The 17,376-nt window shown below is 63.7% G+C and carries 19 protein-coding genes and 1 pseudogene; 17 read left to right on the plus strand and 3 right to left on the minus strand.

Translation table 11 applies throughout. From position 1 onward, the window contains the following. Nucleotides 1-22 precede the first annotated feature (22 nt). From K0P03_RS30870 to K0P03_RS30930, 13 genes are all read left to right on the plus strand, one after another. Complete coding sequence (locus tag K0P03_RS30870; protein WP_272791622.1) at nucleotides 23-400, plus strand: hypothetical protein; 378 nt, start codon at nucleotides 23-25, stop codon at nucleotides 398-400. Continuing rightward, nucleotides 379-1,452 (plus strand): ABC transporter ATP-binding protein, encoded by a 1,074-nt coding sequence (locus K0P03_RS30875; protein WP_050745176.1) that lies wholly within the window; start codon nucleotides 379-381, stop codon nucleotides 1,450-1,452. Before K0P03_RS30870 ends, K0P03_RS30875 begins: the two co-directional genes overlap by 22 nt. A gap of 27 nt (nucleotides 1,453-1,479) precedes the next feature. Next, entirely contained in the window at nucleotides 1,480-2,385 is a 906-nt protein-coding gene (locus tag K0P03_RS30880; RefSeq protein ID WP_272791623.1) for an ABC transporter permease, read from the plus strand. Nucleotides 2,386-2,388: 3 nt separating this feature from the next. Continuing rightward, a complete protein-coding gene (locus K0P03_RS30885; RefSeq protein ID WP_130518856.1) occupies nucleotides 2,389-3,234 on the plus strand; it encodes an ABC transporter permease in 846 nt (281 codons plus the stop codon). After that, entirely contained in the window at nucleotides 3,234-3,968 is a 735-nt protein-coding gene (locus tag K0P03_RS30890) for an SDR family NAD(P)-dependent oxidoreductase (RefSeq protein WP_272791624.1), read from the plus strand. Before K0P03_RS30885 ends, K0P03_RS30890 begins: the two co-directional genes overlap by 1 nt. A 14-nt stretch (nucleotides 3,969-3,982) precedes the next feature. After that, nucleotides 3,983-4,750 carry an SDR family NAD(P)-dependent oxidoreductase gene (locus K0P03_RS30895; RefSeq protein WP_272791625.1) on the plus strand — a complete coding sequence of 256 codons (768 nt, stop codon included), beginning with the start codon at nucleotides 3,983-3,985 and terminating at the stop codon, nucleotides 4,748-4,750. A 100-nt stretch (nucleotides 4,751-4,850) separates the two neighbouring features. Beyond that, complete coding sequence (locus tag K0P03_RS30900; protein WP_023516196.1) at nucleotides 4,851-6,083, plus strand: ABC transporter substrate-binding protein; 1,233 nt, start codon at nucleotides 4,851-4,853, stop codon at nucleotides 6,081-6,083. 57 nt (nucleotides 6,084-6,140) lie between these two features. Further along, a complete protein-coding gene (locus K0P03_RS30905; RefSeq protein WP_272791626.1) occupies nucleotides 6,141-7,235 on the plus strand; it encodes an ABC transporter ATP-binding protein in 1,095 nt (364 codons plus the stop codon). Nucleotides 7,236-7,265: 30 nt separating this feature from the next. Beyond that, nucleotides 7,266-8,147 (plus strand): polysaccharide deacetylase family protein, encoded by an 882-nt coding sequence (locus K0P03_RS30910; RefSeq protein ID WP_023517322.1) that lies wholly within the window; start codon nucleotides 7,266-7,268, stop codon nucleotides 8,145-8,147. A 195-nt stretch (nucleotides 8,148-8,342) separates the two neighbouring features. Continuing rightward, complete coding sequence (locus K0P03_RS30915) at nucleotides 8,343-8,672, plus strand: hypothetical protein (protein ID WP_272791627.1); 330 nt, start codon at nucleotides 8,343-8,345, stop codon at nucleotides 8,670-8,672. Continuing rightward, on the plus strand, nucleotides 8,665-9,741 hold the full coding sequence (locus K0P03_RS30920) for a CobW family GTP-binding protein (RefSeq protein ID WP_272791628.1): 1,077 nt from the start codon (nucleotides 8,665-8,667) through the stop codon (nucleotides 9,739-9,741). The genes K0P03_RS30915 and K0P03_RS30920 overlap by 8 nt, the downstream gene beginning before the upstream one ends. After that, the gene (locus K0P03_RS30925) at nucleotides 9,741-10,973 is read left to right on the plus strand and encodes an ABC transporter substrate-binding protein (protein WP_272791629.1); all 1,233 of its coding nucleotides are present in this window, start codon (nucleotides 9,741-9,743) and stop codon (nucleotides 10,971-10,973) included. Before K0P03_RS30920 ends, K0P03_RS30925 begins: the two co-directional genes overlap by 1 nt. Before the next feature lie 2 nt (nucleotides 10,974-10,975). Beyond that, on the plus strand, nucleotides 10,976-12,337 hold the full coding sequence (locus K0P03_RS30930) for an amidase (RefSeq protein WP_272791630.1): 1,362 nt from the start codon (nucleotides 10,976-10,978) through the stop codon (nucleotides 12,335-12,337). Nucleotides 12,338-12,391: 54 nt separating this feature from the next. Here the strand turns inward: K0P03_RS30930 and K0P03_RS30935 are convergent, their stop codons facing one another. Next, the gene (locus K0P03_RS30935) at nucleotides 12,392-12,634 is read right to left on the minus strand and encodes a DAK2 domain-containing protein (protein ID WP_272791739.1); all 243 of its coding nucleotides are present in this window, start codon (nucleotides 12,632-12,634) and stop codon (nucleotides 12,392-12,394) included. A gap of 15 nt (nucleotides 12,635-12,649) precedes the next feature. Further along, nucleotides 12,650-12,922, minus strand: a complete 273-nt coding sequence (locus K0P03_RS30940) for a hypothetical protein (protein WP_272791631.1) — start codon at nucleotides 12,920-12,922, stop codon at nucleotides 12,650-12,652. Here K0P03_RS30940 and K0P03_RS30945 point away from each other — a divergent pair. Continuing rightward, nucleotides 12,872-13,420, plus strand: a pseudogene (locus K0P03_RS30945) (carbohydrate kinase family protein); the annotation flags it as partial. The gene K0P03_RS30940 and the pseudogene K0P03_RS30945 sit on opposite strands and share 51 nt — an antisense overlap. A 90-nt stretch (nucleotides 13,421-13,510) precedes the next feature. On the opposite strand, the gene K0P03_RS30950 reads toward K0P03_RS30945, so the two are convergent. Next, a complete protein-coding gene (locus K0P03_RS30950; protein ID WP_272791632.1) occupies nucleotides 13,511-14,308 on the minus strand; it encodes a class I SAM-dependent methyltransferase in 798 nt (265 codons plus the stop codon). Nucleotides 14,309-14,413: 105 nt separating this feature from the next. Between K0P03_RS30950 and K0P03_RS30955 the strand changes: the two genes are divergently transcribed. From K0P03_RS30955 to K0P03_RS30965, 3 genes are read left to right on the plus strand one after another with little or no spacing between them, the layout of a single operon-like run. Then, nucleotides 14,414-15,544, plus strand: a complete 1,131-nt coding sequence (locus K0P03_RS30955) for an ABC transporter substrate-binding protein (RefSeq protein WP_272791633.1) — start codon at nucleotides 14,414-14,416, stop codon at nucleotides 15,542-15,544. A 3-nt stretch (nucleotides 15,545-15,547) separates the two neighbouring features. Next, nucleotides 15,548-16,612, plus strand: coding sequence for a FecCD family ABC transporter permease (locus K0P03_RS30960; protein WP_050745183.1), 1,065 nt, complete (start codon nucleotides 15,548-15,550; stop codon nucleotides 16,610-16,612). Beyond that, the gene (locus K0P03_RS30965; protein WP_272791634.1) at nucleotides 16,606-17,358 is read left to right on the plus strand and encodes an ABC transporter ATP-binding protein; all 753 of its coding nucleotides are present in this window, start codon (nucleotides 16,606-16,608) and stop codon (nucleotides 17,356-17,358) included. The genes K0P03_RS30960 and K0P03_RS30965 overlap by 7 nt, the downstream gene beginning before the upstream one ends. Nucleotides 17,359-17,376 lie beyond the last annotated feature (18 nt).

A 17,376-nucleotide genomic window follows, 5' to 3' on the forward strand; every position in this document is an offset into this window, starting at 1 on the left:
GCCGACTTTATCGGCGAATGCGATGGATTTTGCGCACAATGCGCGAAAAATCGACAGAGAGTTGAAAGAGGCTGCGCGAGAAAGTCAGGTCGTCGTGGCTGGATTTCTGTGGCCTGAAGGCGAAAATGGTTGCGCGATAGAAATTTCTAAAAAGTCTATTGAATACAAAAATCATTCATGCCATGCTTTTGATACCAAGACGTCCGCAAGAGGCGTCGACAGTGGAACAAAACGAAATGCTCAGGATCGACGCTGCGCCGCGCATCTGACCGATGCGGGACTGCAAGCTCTTTGTCTTCTCCGGACGCGGCTTCCCGTCCGGTGGACGGCGGAGCCTTGCCTGCAGGAAGGTCCTGGCGGGAACTGGTGGGAACAGAGTTGTCAGCCGTCCTCCAACTGAAAAATGTACACAAGGCGTTTGCCGGCGTGCCGGCGCTTGCAGGCGTCGATGCGATGCTGGCCGAGGATAGTTACGTCTCGCTGCTAGGACCGTCGGGTTCCGGCAAGACGACGCTTCTGCGGGTCATCGCCGGTTTCGAGCAGCCGGATGGCGGTGAAATCCTCTTTGCCGGCCGGCGTATCGACGGTGTTCCGCCACATGAGCGCGGCATCGGCTTCGTCTTCCAGAACTTTGCGCTCTTTCCCCACCTCAGCGTTGCCGAAAATATCGCCTTCGGCCTTGAAAACCGTGCAGTCGATCCGGTGACGGATGCGAAGGTCGTTGCCGTGCGGGTACGCGACATGATCGGCCTCGTCGGGCTTTCAGGCCTGGAAGACCGTGCCGTTACGCAGATTTCCGGCGGACAGAAGCAGCGCGTCGCGCTCGCCCGCACGCTGGTGACGGAGCCGAGCATGGTGTTGCTCGACGAGCCGCTCGGCGCGCTCGATGCCAATCTGCGCACACGCATGCGCAGCGAACTGCGTACGATCCGCGAGCGCTGCGGCGTGACCTTCCTGCATGTCACGGGGTCCGAGACCGAGGCGCTCGCCATGGGCGACACCGTGCTGGTGCTCGATCGTGGCCGCATTGCGCAATCGAGCGATGCCGGCACGCTCTACAGCCGCCCGGCCTCGGCTGACGTCGCGCGTTTCCTCAACTGCTACAACATCTTTTCCGGCGCGGTGTCGGGGGATGTCTTCGAGAGCGCGGTCGGCCGCCTGGCACTTGGCGGCAGCAGGCAGAAATCCGGCAAGCAGGCCTACGCCATCCGTTACGACCGGGTTGCGATCCGCCCGAGAGATGCGGCGGCCGCTGGCGACGAGGTGCGCATCGAGGCGAGCTTCGTCGCCAGCGAGTATTCCGGTGCGGCGATCAACTCCTTCTTCACGCTCGACGACGGTCGCGTCTTCGAGGTGGAGACCCATCTCAGCCACGCCGCGCCCGAGGTTTTCGAGGAAAAGGCTCGCTACGCCCTCGTCTGGAAACGGGAGGACGCGCTTGTCTTCGTTTGAAGCCCCCATCCACCCGGAGAATGAGAGATGACGATGGCCGCCACCAGCCATGACACGCCGGTCGAGACGGCGGCATCCGCCGCCCGCAAGCAGCCGGACCGCACCATTTGGCTGCTCGCCCCCGGCGTCCTGTGGATGCTGCTCTTCCTCGTCGCGCCTATCCTGATGATGGTCTACGTCTCGTTCTGGACGCAGACCACCTTCAAGATCGAGCCGACGCTGACCCTGAAGAGCTGGGTCACCTTCTTCTCGTCGGACACCTATCTCGGCGCGCTCTGGACGACGATCCGCATCTGGCTGATCGTACTCGTCTCGACGCTCCTCGTCGGATATCCCGCGGCGCTCTTCGTCGGACTGTTCGTGAAGAACAAGACGCTCTCGACGGCGCTGTTGGTGCTCTGCGTCATTCCGTTCTGGACCTCCTTCCTCATCCGCGTGCTCGCCTGGCGGCCGATGCTCGGCAAGGAGGGCGCGATCAACATGATCCTGATGAAGCTCGGCATCGTCACCCAGCCGATCGAGGTGCTGCTCTTCTCCGAACTTTCGGTCATCATCGGCATGACGCAGATCTATTGCGTCTTCATGGTTGGGCCTATCGCCTTCATGCTCGGTCGCATCGATCCCTCCGTCATCGAGGCGGCGCAGGATCTCGGCGCGAGCTTCTGGCGGATTTTCCGAACCATCATCCTGCCGCTCTCCATGCCGGGCGTGGTGGTGGGCTCGATCTTCGTCTCCGTCATGGTGCTCGGCGAATTCGCGACGTCGGCCGCCCTTTCCGGGCGCAAGGTCAACCTCCTCGGCAACATCATCGTCACCCAGGTCGGTTCGCTGAAATGGGCCTTCGCCGCCGTCGCCGGCGTGGTGCTGACCATCCTGATGGGGGCGGTCGTTGCCGCCATGCTTCGGGTCGTCGATCTCAGGAAGGAGCTCTGAGCCATGAACGCAGCTGGCATCAAGCTTGGCCTTGGCCTCTATACGACGTTGTTCATCGTCTTCCTCTACGGCCCGCTTGCGGTGCTCGCCATCCTTTCCTTCCAGACCGGGCCGGAGGGCGGGCCGCAGTTCCCGATCATCGAATGGTCGACCTACTGGTACAAGCACCTCTTCGGCCTTACGCCGCCGTCGCGCATCGCGCCGCTGCCGATCGACCAGGCACTGGTGCGCTCGCTGGCGCTCGCGGTCATGACGATGATCGTCTCCACCGTGCTCGGCGTTACCGCCGCACAGGCATTCCGCAAGAAGTTTCGCGGCTCGGGCGTCGTCTTCTATCTCATCGTGCTCGGCATGATGGTGCCCGGCGTGCTCGTCGGCCTCGGCATGGCGCTGGTCGCCAACGCGCTCGGTATCGACCGCCACTGGTGGGGCACGGCCTTCGTGCTGCATGTCGTCTACACCTTCCCTTTCGCCTTCCTCGTCATGCTGGCGATCTTCAACCGCTTCGATCCGAGCGTCGAGGAGGCCGCGTGGTCGCTCGGGGTCACTCCGGCACGCACCTTCCGCAAGATCACCTTCCCGCTGATCTTCCCCGGCGTGCTTTCGGCCATGCTCTTTGCCTTCACGCTCTCCTATGACGAGTTTTCGCGCACGCTCTTTGCCTCCGGCCGGGACCTGACGCTGCCGCTCGCCATCTACGGCACCTTCTCGGTGGAAGTGCATCCGAACGTCTTCGCCTTCGGCGTGTTGACGACGCTGTTCTCCTTCGCGCTGCTCGGCACCTATGCCGTTCTGATGGGCCTTTCAGTGCGCCGTGCCAAGCGCATGGCGATCCAGGAGGAAGCGTGATGGCGGGCGCTGCTCTCGTCACCGGCGCAGGCTCCGGCATCGGCCGCGCCATCGCGATAAAACTTGCGGCGGATGGGTATGCCGTCACCGTCAACGATCTCTCGCTCGAACATGCCGAGGCTGTCGTGGGCGAGATCCGCGCGGCGGGCGGCCGGGCCGTCGCCGTTGTGGGCGACGTCTCCGGCGAGGCGGATGTCGCGCTCATCCATCTTGCCGCCGTTGCGGCGCATGGCGATGTCACGCTGCTCGTCAACAATGCCGGCATCGTCCATCAGGCCCTGTTCGAAAATCTCGATGTCGGCGATTTCGACCGCATGTTCGCCGTGCATGTGCGCGGCACCTTCCTGATGACCAAGGCCGTGCTGCCGGCAATGCTTGCCGCCGGAACAGGCGTCATCATCAATGTCGCCTCGCAGCTCGGCCAGATCGGTGGCGTGGAGCTGGTGCACTATTCCGGCGCGAAAGCCGCGATCATCGGCATGACCAAGGCGCTCGCCCGCGAGATTTCCGCCCGCGGCGTGCGGGTGAACGCCGTCGCGCCGGGGCCGATCAACACGCCACTGGTCATGGGCCTTTCCGAAGACTGGCGCGCCGCCAAACGCGCCGGCCTTCCCCTCGGTCGCTTCGGCGAGCCGGAGGAGGTCGCCGAGACGGTCGCCTTCCTCGCCTCGCCTGCCGCCAGCCTCTTCGTCGGGCAGACGCTCGGGCCGAATTCCGGAGACGTCATGCTGTGAACCCGGAGACAACAATGTCCAACCAAAAGAAACGCATCGTCATCATCACCGGGGCCGGCATCGGCATCGGCGCAGCCACCGCGAAGGCGTTTGGCGCGCTCGGCGACCATGTGGTCGTCACCGATATTCTGGAGGCGGAAGGCCGCGCGGTCGTCGAGGCGATTTCTGCGGCCGGCGGCTCGGCGGAATTCCATTGCTACGACGTGCGCTCAACGGCGGCGACCGATGCGCTCGTTGCTGATGTCGAGGCGCGGCACGGGCGGATCGACGTCGTTGTCGCCAATGCCGGCATCGCGCACCGTACGAAGCTTGCCGATCTCACCGACGAGAAGTGGGACCTCACCTTCGACATCGACCTCAAGGGCATCTTCCGCCTCGTGCGCGCCGCCGCGCCCGGAATGCGTGCCCGTCGATCCGGGGCGGTCGTCGCGCTCTCCTCCATCATGGGTGTCGCCTATGGCTGGGACGAGCATGTGCACTATTCGGCGGCCAAATCCGGCGTCGTCGGCCTCGTGCGGGGGCTCGCGGTCGAGATGGCGCGCGACGGTGTGCGGGTGAACGGCATTGCGCCCGGCTACATCCGCACCGCCCAGCTTCTGTCCGAGGAAAATTCGCTCGGGCCGGCGGCAGCGGAAAAGGCGGCGGAGTTCATTCCGATGGGGCGGCTTGGAACCGGGGAGGACATCGCCGATGTCGCCGCGTTCCTTGCCTCCGACAGCGCGAGATACATGACCGGCCAGGTGCTGGTCGTGGATGGCGGCCTTCTGGTGGGCCGGTACTGAGCAATTCCAGCAAACGTGTGCAGCGGTTTTGCGTCCGGAATTGCGAACAAAAAGAGAGCCGCGGGGCGGCTCGGGGAACGATAACAACTGGAGAAGAGACATGTTCAAGTCGGAAATCAATCGCCGCTCGCTTCTCAAGCGCTCGGCAGGCGTGATGGCGCTGGCGATGGGTGGCGGCACGCCGTTCCTGTCCTCCCGCATGGCCTTCGCGCAGGCCGCTGACCTCGCCGGCCAGCAGCTCCGCACCATCGGCCTTTCCGTAACGGTGCAGGAACGCATCCTCGAAGAGTTCAAGAAGGCGTCGGGCGTTGGCGGTACGTCCGGTACCGCCGCCACCTTCCCGGATGCGCAGACGAAGATCCTCTCGGGCTCGAAGGACTACGATTGCTGGGAGATCATCGCCGAGCGCCTGCCCTCCATCGTCATGACCGACAATGTGGAGACGATCCCGGCGGCTTCGCTGAAGAACTGGGCGAACATCCGCGATACCTTCACCACGGCGAGCGACAAGTGGGACCGCGCCGCGCAGATCGTCGGCCAGATCTGGGCGGACGAGGGCCAGACCGTGCTCAACATGGTGCCCGCCGTCTACAACTACGATTCCATCGGCTACAACCCGGATGTGCTCTCCGATGAGGAGGCCAATACCTGGACGGCGATCTTCGATGCGAAGTGGAAGGGCAAGTCGGGTCTCAACACCGACCCGCTCATCGCCTTCGGCCAGGCCATCATGGCGATGAACACGCTCGGCCTTTCGGATGTGAAGAACCCCGGCAATCCGACCGCCGCCGAGATCGACGAGGCCGCCGCCTTCCTCGTCTCCAAGAAGAAGGAAGGCCAGTTCCGTGCGCTCTGGGGTGATTTCGGCGAGCTGGTCAACCTAATGGCCTCGGGTGAGATGGTCGTCTGCGACGCCTGGCAACCCGCTGTCATGGCTGTCAAGGCGCAGGGCAAGGCCTGCAAATACGCCGTGCCGAAGGAAGGCTATCGCGGCTGGGCAATCGGCCCGTCGATGATCGCGGGCACCACCAACCGGGAGGCTGTCATCGCCTATGCTGATTACTGGCTCTCGGGTGAACCCGGCATCACCGTCTCCGAACAGGGCTACTATTCGCCCTCGACCAACATCAAGGACGTCATGGCCCCTGAAAAATACGCCTTCTGGTACGAGGGCAAGCCCTGGGTCGGTGCGGAAGAGCGCGGCATCAAGGAGGGGGACCTGCGCGATGGTGGTTCGCTGGAAGAGCGCGCCAAGAACGTCGCCTACTGGCACCAGTGGCCGGAAGAATACGATCACCTCATCCAGAAGTGGGACGAATTCCTCAACGCCTGATCCCAAGACGAAGGACCGGGGCGCGCGTGGCCCCGGTCCGCGACCGGAGATTTTCTGATGCTATTCGACCTCGAACTCAACACTGTCGGCAAGGTCTATGACAACGGAACGCCCGCCGTCATCGACTTCAATCTTTCCGTCCAGAAGGGCGAGTTCATTGCCTTCCTCGGCCCCTCGGGCTGCGGCAAGACGACGACGCTGCGCATGATCGCCGGTTTCGAGGGCATTTCCTCCGGCGAGATGCGCATCCGCGGCGAGCGCATGAACGAGGTGCCGCCGCAGCGCCGCCCGACCTCGATGATTTTTCAGAACTACGCGCTCTTTCCGCATATGAGTGTGCGCCGCAATGTCGGTTACGGGCTGGAGGTGAAGGGTATCGCCAAGAGCGAACGCGAGGCCAAGGTCGACCGCATCCTCGCAACGCTCGGCCTCGAGGACATCGCCGAGCGCAAGCCGGAAAAACTCTCGGGCGGCCAGCGCCAGCGCATCGCGCTCGCCCGCGGCCTTGTCGTCGAGCCGGACATCCTGCTGCTCGACGAGCCGCTCGGTGCGCTCGATGCGAACCTCCGCAAGGCCATCCAGAATGAGTTGAAGCTCCTGCAAAAGAGCCTCGGCGTCACCTTCATCTTCGTCACGCATGCCCAGTCCGAGGCTTTGGCGCTCTCCGACCGCATCGTTGTGATGAACCAGGGCCGCGTCGAGCAGGTGAGCCCGCCGCACCAGCTCTATACCCGGCCGAACACGCCCTTCGTCGCGCAGTTCATCGGCCGCAACACCGTGCTTTCGGGCGAGGTTGCAGGCAGCGAGGGTGAGGACGTGGTGGTGACGACGGGCATCGGCACGCTTTGCGGCCGTGCCAACGGGGCGCTCGCCGAGAAGGGCCGCGTCAATCTCGTCGTGCCTGCCGAGGCGATCGAGCTGCATACGGCGAGCGAGGCCGCGCTTTCCGGTGTGAAGAACCGCGTCGATGCCCGCATCGAGCGCTCCGAGGTCGTCGGTCATATCGCCCACCTGACGGCGCGGCTTCAGGACGGCCGGGCTATCGCGCTGGAAGCCCATGTCGACAAGTACCGCCCGGGCGCGTTCCCGGCCGGAACCCCCGTTCTTTTGAGCTGGAACCCCGCCGAGGCGACGGTCATCCCGGCCCAGTGATCCTTCTTTCAGGGAACCAAGGAGATAAAAATGGCAAAAGAGATTTTGTGCAGTTTCGGCGTCGACGTCGATGCGGTGGCCGGCTGGATCGGCTCCTATGGCGGTGAGGATTCGCCCGACGACATCTCGCGCGGCATCTTTGCCGGCGAGGTGGGCAGCTTGCGGCTCCTGAAACTCTTCGAGCGGTTCGGTATCAGGACGACCTGGTTCATCCCCGGCCATTCGATCGAGACGTTCCCGGAGCAGATGCAAGCCGTTGCCGAAGCCGGCCACGAGATCGGCATTCACGGCTATACCCATGAAAACCCCATCGCCATGACGCGGGAGCAGGAGACGGAGGTGCTCGACAAAAGCATCGAACTGGTCACCAAACTTTCGGGCAAGCGGCCGACCGGCTATGTCGCACCGTGGTGGGAGTTCTCCAATGTCACCAACGAGTTGCTGCTGGAGCGCGGCATCAAGTACGACCACTCGTTGATGCACAATGACTTCACGCCCTACTACGTGCGCGTCGGCGACAGCTGGACGAAGATCGACTATTCCAGGAAGCCGTCGGACTGGATGGTGCCGCTGAAGCGCGGCCATGAGACCGACCTCATCGAAATCCCGGCCTCCTGGTATCTCGACGACCTGCCGCCGATGATGTTCATCAAGAAATCCCCGAACAGCCACGGCTTCGTCAATCCGCGGCAGATCGAGGAGATGTGGCGCGACCAGTTCGACTGGGTCTATCGCGAGATGGATTACGCGGTGTTCCCGCTGACCATCCATCCGGACGTCGCCGGCCGGCCACAGGTGCTGATGATGCTGGAGCGGCTTTATGCCCATATGATCAAGCATCCGGGTGTGAAGTTCGTGACGATGGACGAGATCGCGGATGACTTCGCCAAGCGGTTTCCACGCAAGAAATGACTGCGGGGATCGCGCGGAGCGTTTGCCCCTCACTCTAACCCCCTCCCCGCAAGCGGGGAGGGGAGGTGCCCAACGGAACGGTGATGCCTGAGGCAACCGGCATATCCTGCCTCCTTCTCGCCGCTTGTGGGGAGAAGGAGGTTGGCAGGCCGGATGAGGGGCCGTGCGTCTCGGCGATAGAAAGGACGAAACCCCATGTGCTCCCTATGCGGCATCATCGGCGGAGACCAGCATTGGACGGATGCCGCGGCGCGCCCCGGCGTCTTCACCCGCAATCTTGAGCGCCTCGATCGGCATCGCGAGCGCGCCCGGCGGGTAGCGGCTGCCAATCGCGTGCTCGCCGCTTTCGGGATGAGCCTTTCCGACTGGCAGGGTGCGTCCTTTATCCTCGCCACCCGCACCGGCAAGAGCGAGATGATCGACGACCTCGGCCATCTCTGGCCGGCCGCCGAGCGCCTTGCCGGTCGTCCCTGCGATCCGCTCGATCCTTCGCTGATCACCCGCATGGAGCGGAGCGATGGCTGACATTCCTGCCTTCACCCCCGTCCATCTCCTCACCGGCTTCCTCGGCTCGGGCAAGACGACGCTGCTGAAGCGCCTGCTCACCGATCCCGCGCTCGCCAATACCGCGGTGCTGATCAACGAATTCGGTGAGGTCGGCCTCGACCACTACCTCGTCGAGCGCATCGATGAGACGATGGTGCTGCTGCAATCGGGCTGCGTATGCTGTACCGTGCGCGGCGAGCTTGCCGAGGCGTTGCGTGACCTCCATTCGAAGCGCGAACGCGGCCTTGCGCCACCCTTCACCCGCGTTGTCATCGAGAGCACCGGCCTGGCCGACCCCTTCCCGGTGCTTTCGACGCTGAAATCCGACCCCGTTCTGCGCCACCATTTTCGCGCTGGCAGCGTTGTGACGACGGTCGATGCCGTCAATGGCCTTGCCCAGCTGGAGACCTATGTCGAATCGAACCGGCAGGCGGCCATCGCCGACCACATCGTCGTCACCAAGGCGGATCTTTGCGATGGTAATGGTGGTCTGGCGCGTCTGCTTTCACGCCTTGCCGAGCTCAACCCGGATGCGGTCCGCCACATTGCAACGGTCGGTGGACCGGGTGCCGATGCGCTCTTCGGGGATGACACGGCGCATCGTGCGGCAAAGCTGCAATCGGCGAGCGGCTTCTACTGCGATACCCCAACCGGGTTGGTGGCGGCGGACGGCGCGGTACACCAGGCGGCTATTTCCTCCTTCGTGATCGCCGTCGATACTCCGATCGACTGGACGGGCTTCGGTGTCTGGCTCACCATGCTGCTCAACCGCCATGGAGAACGTGTACTGAGGGTGAAGGGCATGCTCGATATTCAGGGCGAGGATCGCCCGGTGGCGGTGCATGGCGTGCAGCATCTCGTCCATCCGCCCGTGCATATGGAAACATGGCCGGTGGGGGAGCGCTCCTCGCGCATCGTCTTTATTGTTGACGGTCTCGATCCGAACCTGTTGAAACGGTCCTTCAATGCCTTCGCGCTTGTCGGGAGGGCCGCAGACAGTCCGCAGCCAGAGGCAGCCGCACCGGTTCGCAACGCCCAGAGCCCTTGATGAACAAGCATTCCCCGAAACCGGAACCCGCAGCGCCGGCACTCCACCTGGCCGGCAAGCCGAAGCTGCGTGTGCTCGGCACCGCCATCTCGCTTCTGGAGGAGTTGCGGGTGAAGGCCGAAGCGGATCTCGGCATCGAGGTCAGTTTCGACAACAACGATTTCATCGTCACCCAGCACAAGGCCGCGCAGGAGCCGGACAGCTACGACATCTACGACCAGTGCTTCCACAATCTCGATATCGTCTGGTACTGGCGTGCCATCCAGCCGATCGAGATTGCCCGCGTTCCGCTCTGGGGCGAGATCAACGACCTCACGAAAACCGGCCAGATCGGTCCGAGCGCCCGTCTCGGCCAGGGCGATGTGCCGGCGCGCAAACTCTATGTCCAGCCGAGCCTTGCCCTCGGCGACACGCCGACCGGCCGCATCTCCATGCTGCCGACGACACACAATTTCGACAGCTTTGGCTATCGCAGCGACATCCTCGATCCCCTTCAGCCGATGAACAGCTGGGCCGCGCTGCTCGACGAACGCTGGAGCGGCCGTGCCGCCCTCGTGGATGAACCGGCGATCGGTATTTTCGATGCCGCGCTCGCTGCGCAGGCCGCCGGCCTTATGACCTTCGGCAATATCGGCAACATGACCGTCGCAGAGATCGACGCGTTGATGGATATTCTGGAGACAAGGCGCAAGGCGGGCTTCTTCCGCAGCTTCTGGCGCACGGCGGAAGACGCTGCGGGATTGATGGTGGCGGATGAAACCGATATCCAGAGCATGTGGTCGACGGGCATCGGCATCCTGAACGGCCGCGGTTTTCCCGTCGAACAAGCGGCGCCTGCGGAAGGCTACCGTGCCTGGCATGGGGGTCTCTGCCTGTCGAGGCACCTTTCCGGCCGCATGCTGGATGTCGCCTACGACTATCTCAACTGGTGGATTTCCGGCTGGCCGGGCGCCGTCGTCGCCCGGCAGGGCTATTACATCTCCACCCCGGAGCGCTCGCGCCGCTACATGAGCGCCGCCGAGTGGGATTACTGGTATGAGGGGCTAGCCGCGCGGGAAGACCTGCCTGGTCCGGATGGTACGATCCGCGTAAAACGCGGCTCGGTGCGCAGCGGTGGCTCCTACTGGCAGCGTGCCAACGGTATCGCCGTCTGGAACACGACCATGGATGAACACAACTATCTCGTCCGCCGCTGGATGCAGCTCGTCGGGCGCGCAGAAAAGGACATTTGACGATGACGACAGAGCCGCGCTCGATCGCCCAGCTTTCCGTGCTTCTGCAATCGGGCGCGCTCGATCCCGTTACGCTTGTGGAAGAGACGCTTGCAGCCATCCGGTCGCATCCGGATGCCGCGGTCTTCACCTTTCTCCTGGAGGAGCGGGCGAGAACGGAAGCTGAGGCCGCACGGCAGCGCCTGCGGGAAGGGCGCTCGCGCGGCGTCCTCGACGGTGTGCCGGTTGCCTGGAAGGACCTCTTCGATATCGCGGGCCTGCCGACCACCGCCGGTTCCCGCGTGCTGAGGGACGCGGAGCCCGCAAGCCGCGATGCGGCCGTGGTGCAGGCTCTTGCGGGCGCCGGCATGGTCAGCGTCGGGCGGGTGAACATGAGCGAGTTCGCCTTTTCCGGCCTCGGTATCAATCCGCATTACGGCACGCCGCGCAACCCGGCCTCGCCCGCTGGCGAGCACCGCATTCCCGGCGGCTCCTCGTCCGGTTCCGGGGTCGCGGTCGCGGCTGGGCTCGTGCCCGTCTCCATCGGCACGGATACCGGCGGCTCGGTGCGCATCCCCGCCGCCTTCAATGGTATCGTCGGTTACAAGGCGTCCCGCGGGCGCTACGCCATGGAGGGTGTGTTCCCCCTGGCCAAAAGCCTCGATTCCCTTGGTCCGCTCTGCCGCACCGTGCAGGACGCGATCCTCATCGATGCTGCCATGCGGGGCCTGCCCGCTGCCGGCCCCGTCCCGCACCAGAATGTTGCCGACCTCTCCTTCGTCATTCCCGAGACCGTGTTCTTCGACGGTGCGGAACCGGAGGTCGTCGCGGCTTTCGAGGCGGGCGTCACGCAGCTTTCGCGCGCCGGCGCGCGCATCCGGCGCGAGGCCTTCCCGGAGTTTTCCGCAATTTTCGAACTGATGGCGAAACACGGCGCGCTGGTGACGGCGGAAGCTTTCGTCCTTCATCGTGCGCGCATCAAGGGTGCGGCGGCGGCGGAGATGGATCCCCGTGTCGTCAAGCGCACGCTGCTCGGTGAGAAGATCACCATCGCCGATTATCTCGAGACGCTGGAGGCCCGAGAAAAACTGACAGCGGCCTTCGAAGCCAGGCTCGGTCCGCAGGACCTGCTGCTCAGCCCGACGCTTCCTCATGTCGCCCCGGAAATCCAGCCGTTGCTCGATGATGAGGACCTGTTCTTCCAGACCAACGGCAAGACGCTGCGCAACACGCTTGTCGGCAATTTTCTCGATTGGTGCGGGGTGTCGCTGCCGTGTGGCACGGGTGCCGGGGGCTTGCCCGTCGGGCTCCTCGTGTCGGCTCCGCGGTGTGGTGACGACCGGTTGCTGGCCGCCGCTATGGCGGTGGAAGGCGTGCTCGGCTGAGGTTCCTAGCCGCTTCTCTGCGACTTTCCGCAGATTCTGGCGCGCAGGTTCGCGTCAGGACTGCAGGCGGGCCATTGCCTTGACGAGTGGGGTCGCGGACACCGCGCCGTGCTCGGAATGGCCGAGGGAACGCTCCCGAAGGCGCGCTGCGCGGCCCTTTGTTGCGACCATGGTGGCCTTGGCCGTGGCGCCGGTTTCGGCAGCGGTCTCGACGGCGTTCCAGACGTCCGGTTTCGAGCGGTTGCGGGCAACGGCGGAGGATGCCGCCTCGGCGGCAGGGAGCCAGACATCGAGCAGGGTCTTGTCGCCACGCTACGCCTTGCCGCGGTCGCGGATGCCCTTGGCGATGGCGATGAGCATGTCGTAGCCGGCAAGCGCTTGTGCCGCGCGCCGGAGGTCTGTCGCGTAAAGTGGGCCGGTGGAGGCGCCGACGGCGTCGAGAAAGCCGCTGGCCGCTATCGACAGGACATCGGACGGGCTCGCAGTGTCAAGATCGGGCCTGGAGAGAGCGGTGTTCACCGCCTTGAAGTTGCCGCCGCGGCCGGCGGTGCCAGGCTCGGTGCGTTGAACGGCCTTCTGGTCCACAAGCTTAGCGCGCCTTCGCTCATCGTCACGATTGGTACGCACACCATTTTCGATCTTCTCGGCGCGAATGACGGGACGCTCGGTCTCATCGAGCCGCTGTTCCCGTATATCGATTACTTCACGCCCCGGATCGAAGAGGCCAGACAGATCTCGGCCGCGCCCGATGTCGAGGGCGCAGGGCGGTTCTTCCTGGAGCGTGGCGTAAAACATTGTTTTTTTACCCTCGGCGGCGACGATGTCTGCTTCATGGATGCCGCAAGTACTGTCGTCCGGGAGCGGGTGTTCGAAATCGAGGTGGTCGAATACGATGGGTTGCGGCGACGCCTTCGATGCCGGTTACATCACGGCCCTGCATCACAAGATGGACCTGGTCACCGCGCTAACCTCGCGCAGGCAAGCGCCGCGCTCGTGGCGACCGGTCTCGGTTCGGATGCCGGTATCCGCTCTTTCGATGAAACACTTGCCTTCATGAACAGCGCGCCGCGCAAGGCGGCTTGAGGCGATCTATTAGGGGCCGCCCCAAGGCCCTTGGCAAAATTCGCATCCGACGACGGGGTTGCCGAAGAAACCGCGTTTGGTTTCGGTATGTCATTTTTGCGCTACGATCGCATAACGGTGTTGAAGGCCCCGCGCGATGGCCTTGAAGAAACCGAAATGCGCTGCCTGCGTCTTGTGGATTTGCCGCAGATCCCTGTCCGCCGTCACGCTTGAAAAACCCGCTTCCGCAAGCAGGCGTGAAACGACGTCGACCCGCGCACCGCCGGAAAAATGGACGCGGGAGAGGATGTCTGCATGCGTGCCGGTCATGGCCGCGGGCGCCTGCACTCCTGTCGTGCCTGCTCGCTCCAGAAAGGCGGCGAGCCGTTTTACAAGCCGCTCGGCGAGGCCCGTATTGACGAAATCACCGTCGATGACCAGCAGCTTGCCGCCCGGTTTGAGGACACGCAGCCACTCTGCAAAACAAGCGGCCGGATCGACAAGGGTCCAGACAAGATGGCGCGTGACAATCACGTCGTAGCTGCCATCGGCCTCAAGCGTGTTCTCCGCATCGCCGAGATGAAAACGGATGGAACGGCCGCGGGCTGCGGCCTTGGCGCGGGCGCGTTCCAGCATGGGTTCGGCCCAGTCGATGCCGGTTACGCGATAGCCGAGGTCATCCATCAGGTGGGAGATCACGCCGGTTCCGCTCGCAAGGTCGAGAGCCTCGCGGCCATCGCCACGGCCGAGATGCCGTTCGATGAGCGCATGCCAGGCGGCGCGTTCCTCCTCGGAGAAGATCTCGTGGCCGGGCGACTGGTCGAATGTTGCAGCGCGCGCGGACCAATAGGCCTTGATTTCATCCCGCAAGGTGAAATTGGTGCCCTCCGTCGTGCGGTTGCTCTGCATGCTTCGTTCCCCGATTTCAGCTTCGAACGCTTCTAAAAGATAATACTTGACTATAAAAGTCATAAAATAATATGTGCCGGGCAGTTTCCACCGGAGATGAATCCCATGCGCTTTTCTGCCAAGTCGGCGATGTTTGCCCTCGGCCTCCTCGTGTCCACCGTGCTGCCGGCAATGGCCGATCCCGTCGTCCTCAAGGACGTTACCGGGCGAGACGTCGAAGTGAATGTGCCGGTCAAGCATGTCATCCTCGGCGAAGGCCGGCAGATCTATTTCCTCGCCGCGCTCGACAAGGAAAACCCGTTCCAGCACGTTGTCGGCTGGCGCGACGACCTGCCGAAGGCTGATCCGGAATCCTACGCCGCTTACCTCGCGAAATACCCCAACATCGCCAAGCTGCCGACCTTCGGCGGCATGAAGGACGGTACGTTCGATATCGAGCAGGCCGTGGCCCTGAAGCCGGACGTCATCCTGATGAATGTCGATGCCAAGACCGCGACGGAAGAAGCCGGCTACATCGAGAAGCTTGCCAAGGTCGGCATCCCGCTCGTCTATGTCGATTTCCGCGAGAAGCCGATGGAGAACACCGAGCCGAGCATGCGCATCATGGGCACGCTGATGGGCAAGGAGAAGGTTGCGGAGGATTTCATCACCTTCCGGGCCGATGCGATCAGGAAGGTCACGGACGTCCTTGAAAAGAATGGTCCGGCAAAGCCAGTCGTCTTCGTCGAGCGGGCAGGGGGCTACTCCGACGATTGCTGCATGTCCTTCGGCAACGAGAACTTCGGCAAGATGGTCGAACTCGCCGGCGGCACGAACATGGCCAGGGAGATCATCCCCGGCACGTTCGGCACGGTGAACCCGGAGCAGATCATCGCCTCCAATCCCGACCAGGTGATCATCACCGGCGGCATGTGGGAAGGGTATGTGCCGGGTGGCAACTGGGTCGGCGTCGGGTATGGCGCCGATACGGCGGAAGCCCGCCGCAAGCTGGAAAACCTGACCAAGCGTCCGGCCTTTACGGGCGTCAAGGCGGTAAAGGACGGCAATGTGCACGCCATCTGGCACCAGTTCTACAACAACCCCTACCAGTTCGTCGCCATCCAGCAGATCGCCAAGTGGCTGCATCCCGATCTCTTCAAGGACCTGGATCCGGAGGCGACCTTCAAGGAGCTGCACGCCCGCTTCCTGCCGCTTGAATACAAGCCGGGATACTTCGTCTCGCTGAAGGGCGAGTAGTCGATGGCCGCCACGGCGACCGAAGCCAGGGCGACGGGGCGCGATCAATATCGCGCCCTTGCCTTTCGGCGTATCCTCATCCTTGCCGGCCTCGGTCTTGCGCTTGCCGCCAGCATTGCCATCGACATGGCGCTTGGGCCCGCGAACTACAGCGTTTCCGAGGTTCTTTCCGCGCTCTTCTCGCCGGAGACGGCAGGTGACCAGCTGCGTGTCGTCATCTGGGATATCCGCATGCCGATCGCGTTGATGGCGGTGACGGTTGGCGCGTCGCTCTCGGTTGCGGGTGCGCAGATGCAGACGATCCTGTCGAACCCGCTCGCCAGCCCCTTCACCCTCGGCATTTCAGCCGCTGCCAGCTTCGGTGCGGCGCTGGGGCTTGTTGCCGGCGTCGCCATCTTTCCGGGGGCGACCCAATACATGGTGCCGGTCAATGCCTTCATCATGGCGATGGTGGCCGCGCTCTTCATTCATTTCGCCTCGACGTTGCGGGGCGTGACGGTGGAGACCATCGTTCTGCTCGGCATCGCGCTCGTCTTCACCTTCAATGCCGCGCTGTCGCTTCTCGAATACCTCGCCTCCGAACAGGCGCTCGCGGCCGTCGTGTTCTGGACCATGGGCAGCCTCACGAAGGCGACCTGGGACAAGGTGTTCGTCACCGCGGCCATACTGGTCGTGACGCTGCCGCTCTTCATCCGCAATGCCTGGGCACTGACGGCGCTGCGGCTCGGCGACGACAAGGCGGCCAGCATGGGCGTCAATGTCCGGCGCCTGCGTCTCCACACCATGCTCGTCGTCAGTCTGCTCGCCGCCATTCCCGTCTCCTTCGTCGGCACGATCGGCTTTGTCGGCCTTGTCGGCCCGCATATCGCGCGCATGGTGGTGGGCGAGGATCAGCGGTTCTTTCTGCCCGGGTCCGTGATCTGCGGTGCGCTTCTTCTGTCGGCGACATCAGTCGTCAGCAAGGTACTGATCCCCGGTGCCATCCTGCCGATCGGGGTCATCACCGCGCTTGTCGGCGTTCCCTTCTTCTTCGTCCTGATTTTCTCGAACCGGAGGCGCGCATGGTAAGCCTGGTGCTGAAGGACCTTGGCGCCAGCTATGGCCGCACGACGGTTTTGTCCAATGTAGCGATCGAACTGCTGGCGTCCGGCACCACCACCGCGGTCATCGGCCCGAATGCGGCGGGAAAATCGACCCTCTTCAAGCGCATCGCAGGCCTTGTTTCCGGTCCCGGTGTCGTGCAGCTCTCCGATGCGGCCCGCGGGGATCGCTCGATCTGCTACATGCCGCAGGATACTGGTTCGAATGCCGTGCTGACGGTGTACGAGTCGTTGCTGCTTGCCGCAAAACAGGGTGGCGGTTGGCGTGTGAAGGACGACGAGCTGTTCGAGATCGATGCGATCTTGAAGGCGTTGCGCATTGAAGAGCTTGCGTTTCGCGGCCTCGATGCGCTGTCCGGCGGCCAGCGTCAGCTTGTCTCGCTCGGCCAGGCGCTGGTGCGCAAACCCGAGGTCCTGCTGATGGACGAGCCGACCTCGGCGCTCGATCTCCATCGGCAGATCGATGTCTTGGAATTCGTTGCCGATCTTGCCTGCCGCACCGGCATGGTCGTGCTCATCGCGTTGCATGATCTCAATCATGCCCTGCGCTACTGCACGAACACGATCGTCATCGCCAATGGTGAAATGGCCTCGAGTGGCGCGACCGCCGAGGTGATAACATCGGCAATGTTGCGCGATATCTATCGCGTCGATGCCCGCATCGAAGCTTGTTCCCGAGGCCGGCCGATGGTCATCGTCGATGGTGCGCTTTGAGCCGCGACCCGAGCCCGG

The sequence above is a fragment of the Shinella sp. HY16 genome (genome assembly GCF_028534175.1).
Classification (GTDB): Bacteria; Pseudomonadota; Alphaproteobacteria; order Rhizobiales; family Rhizobiaceae; genus Shinella.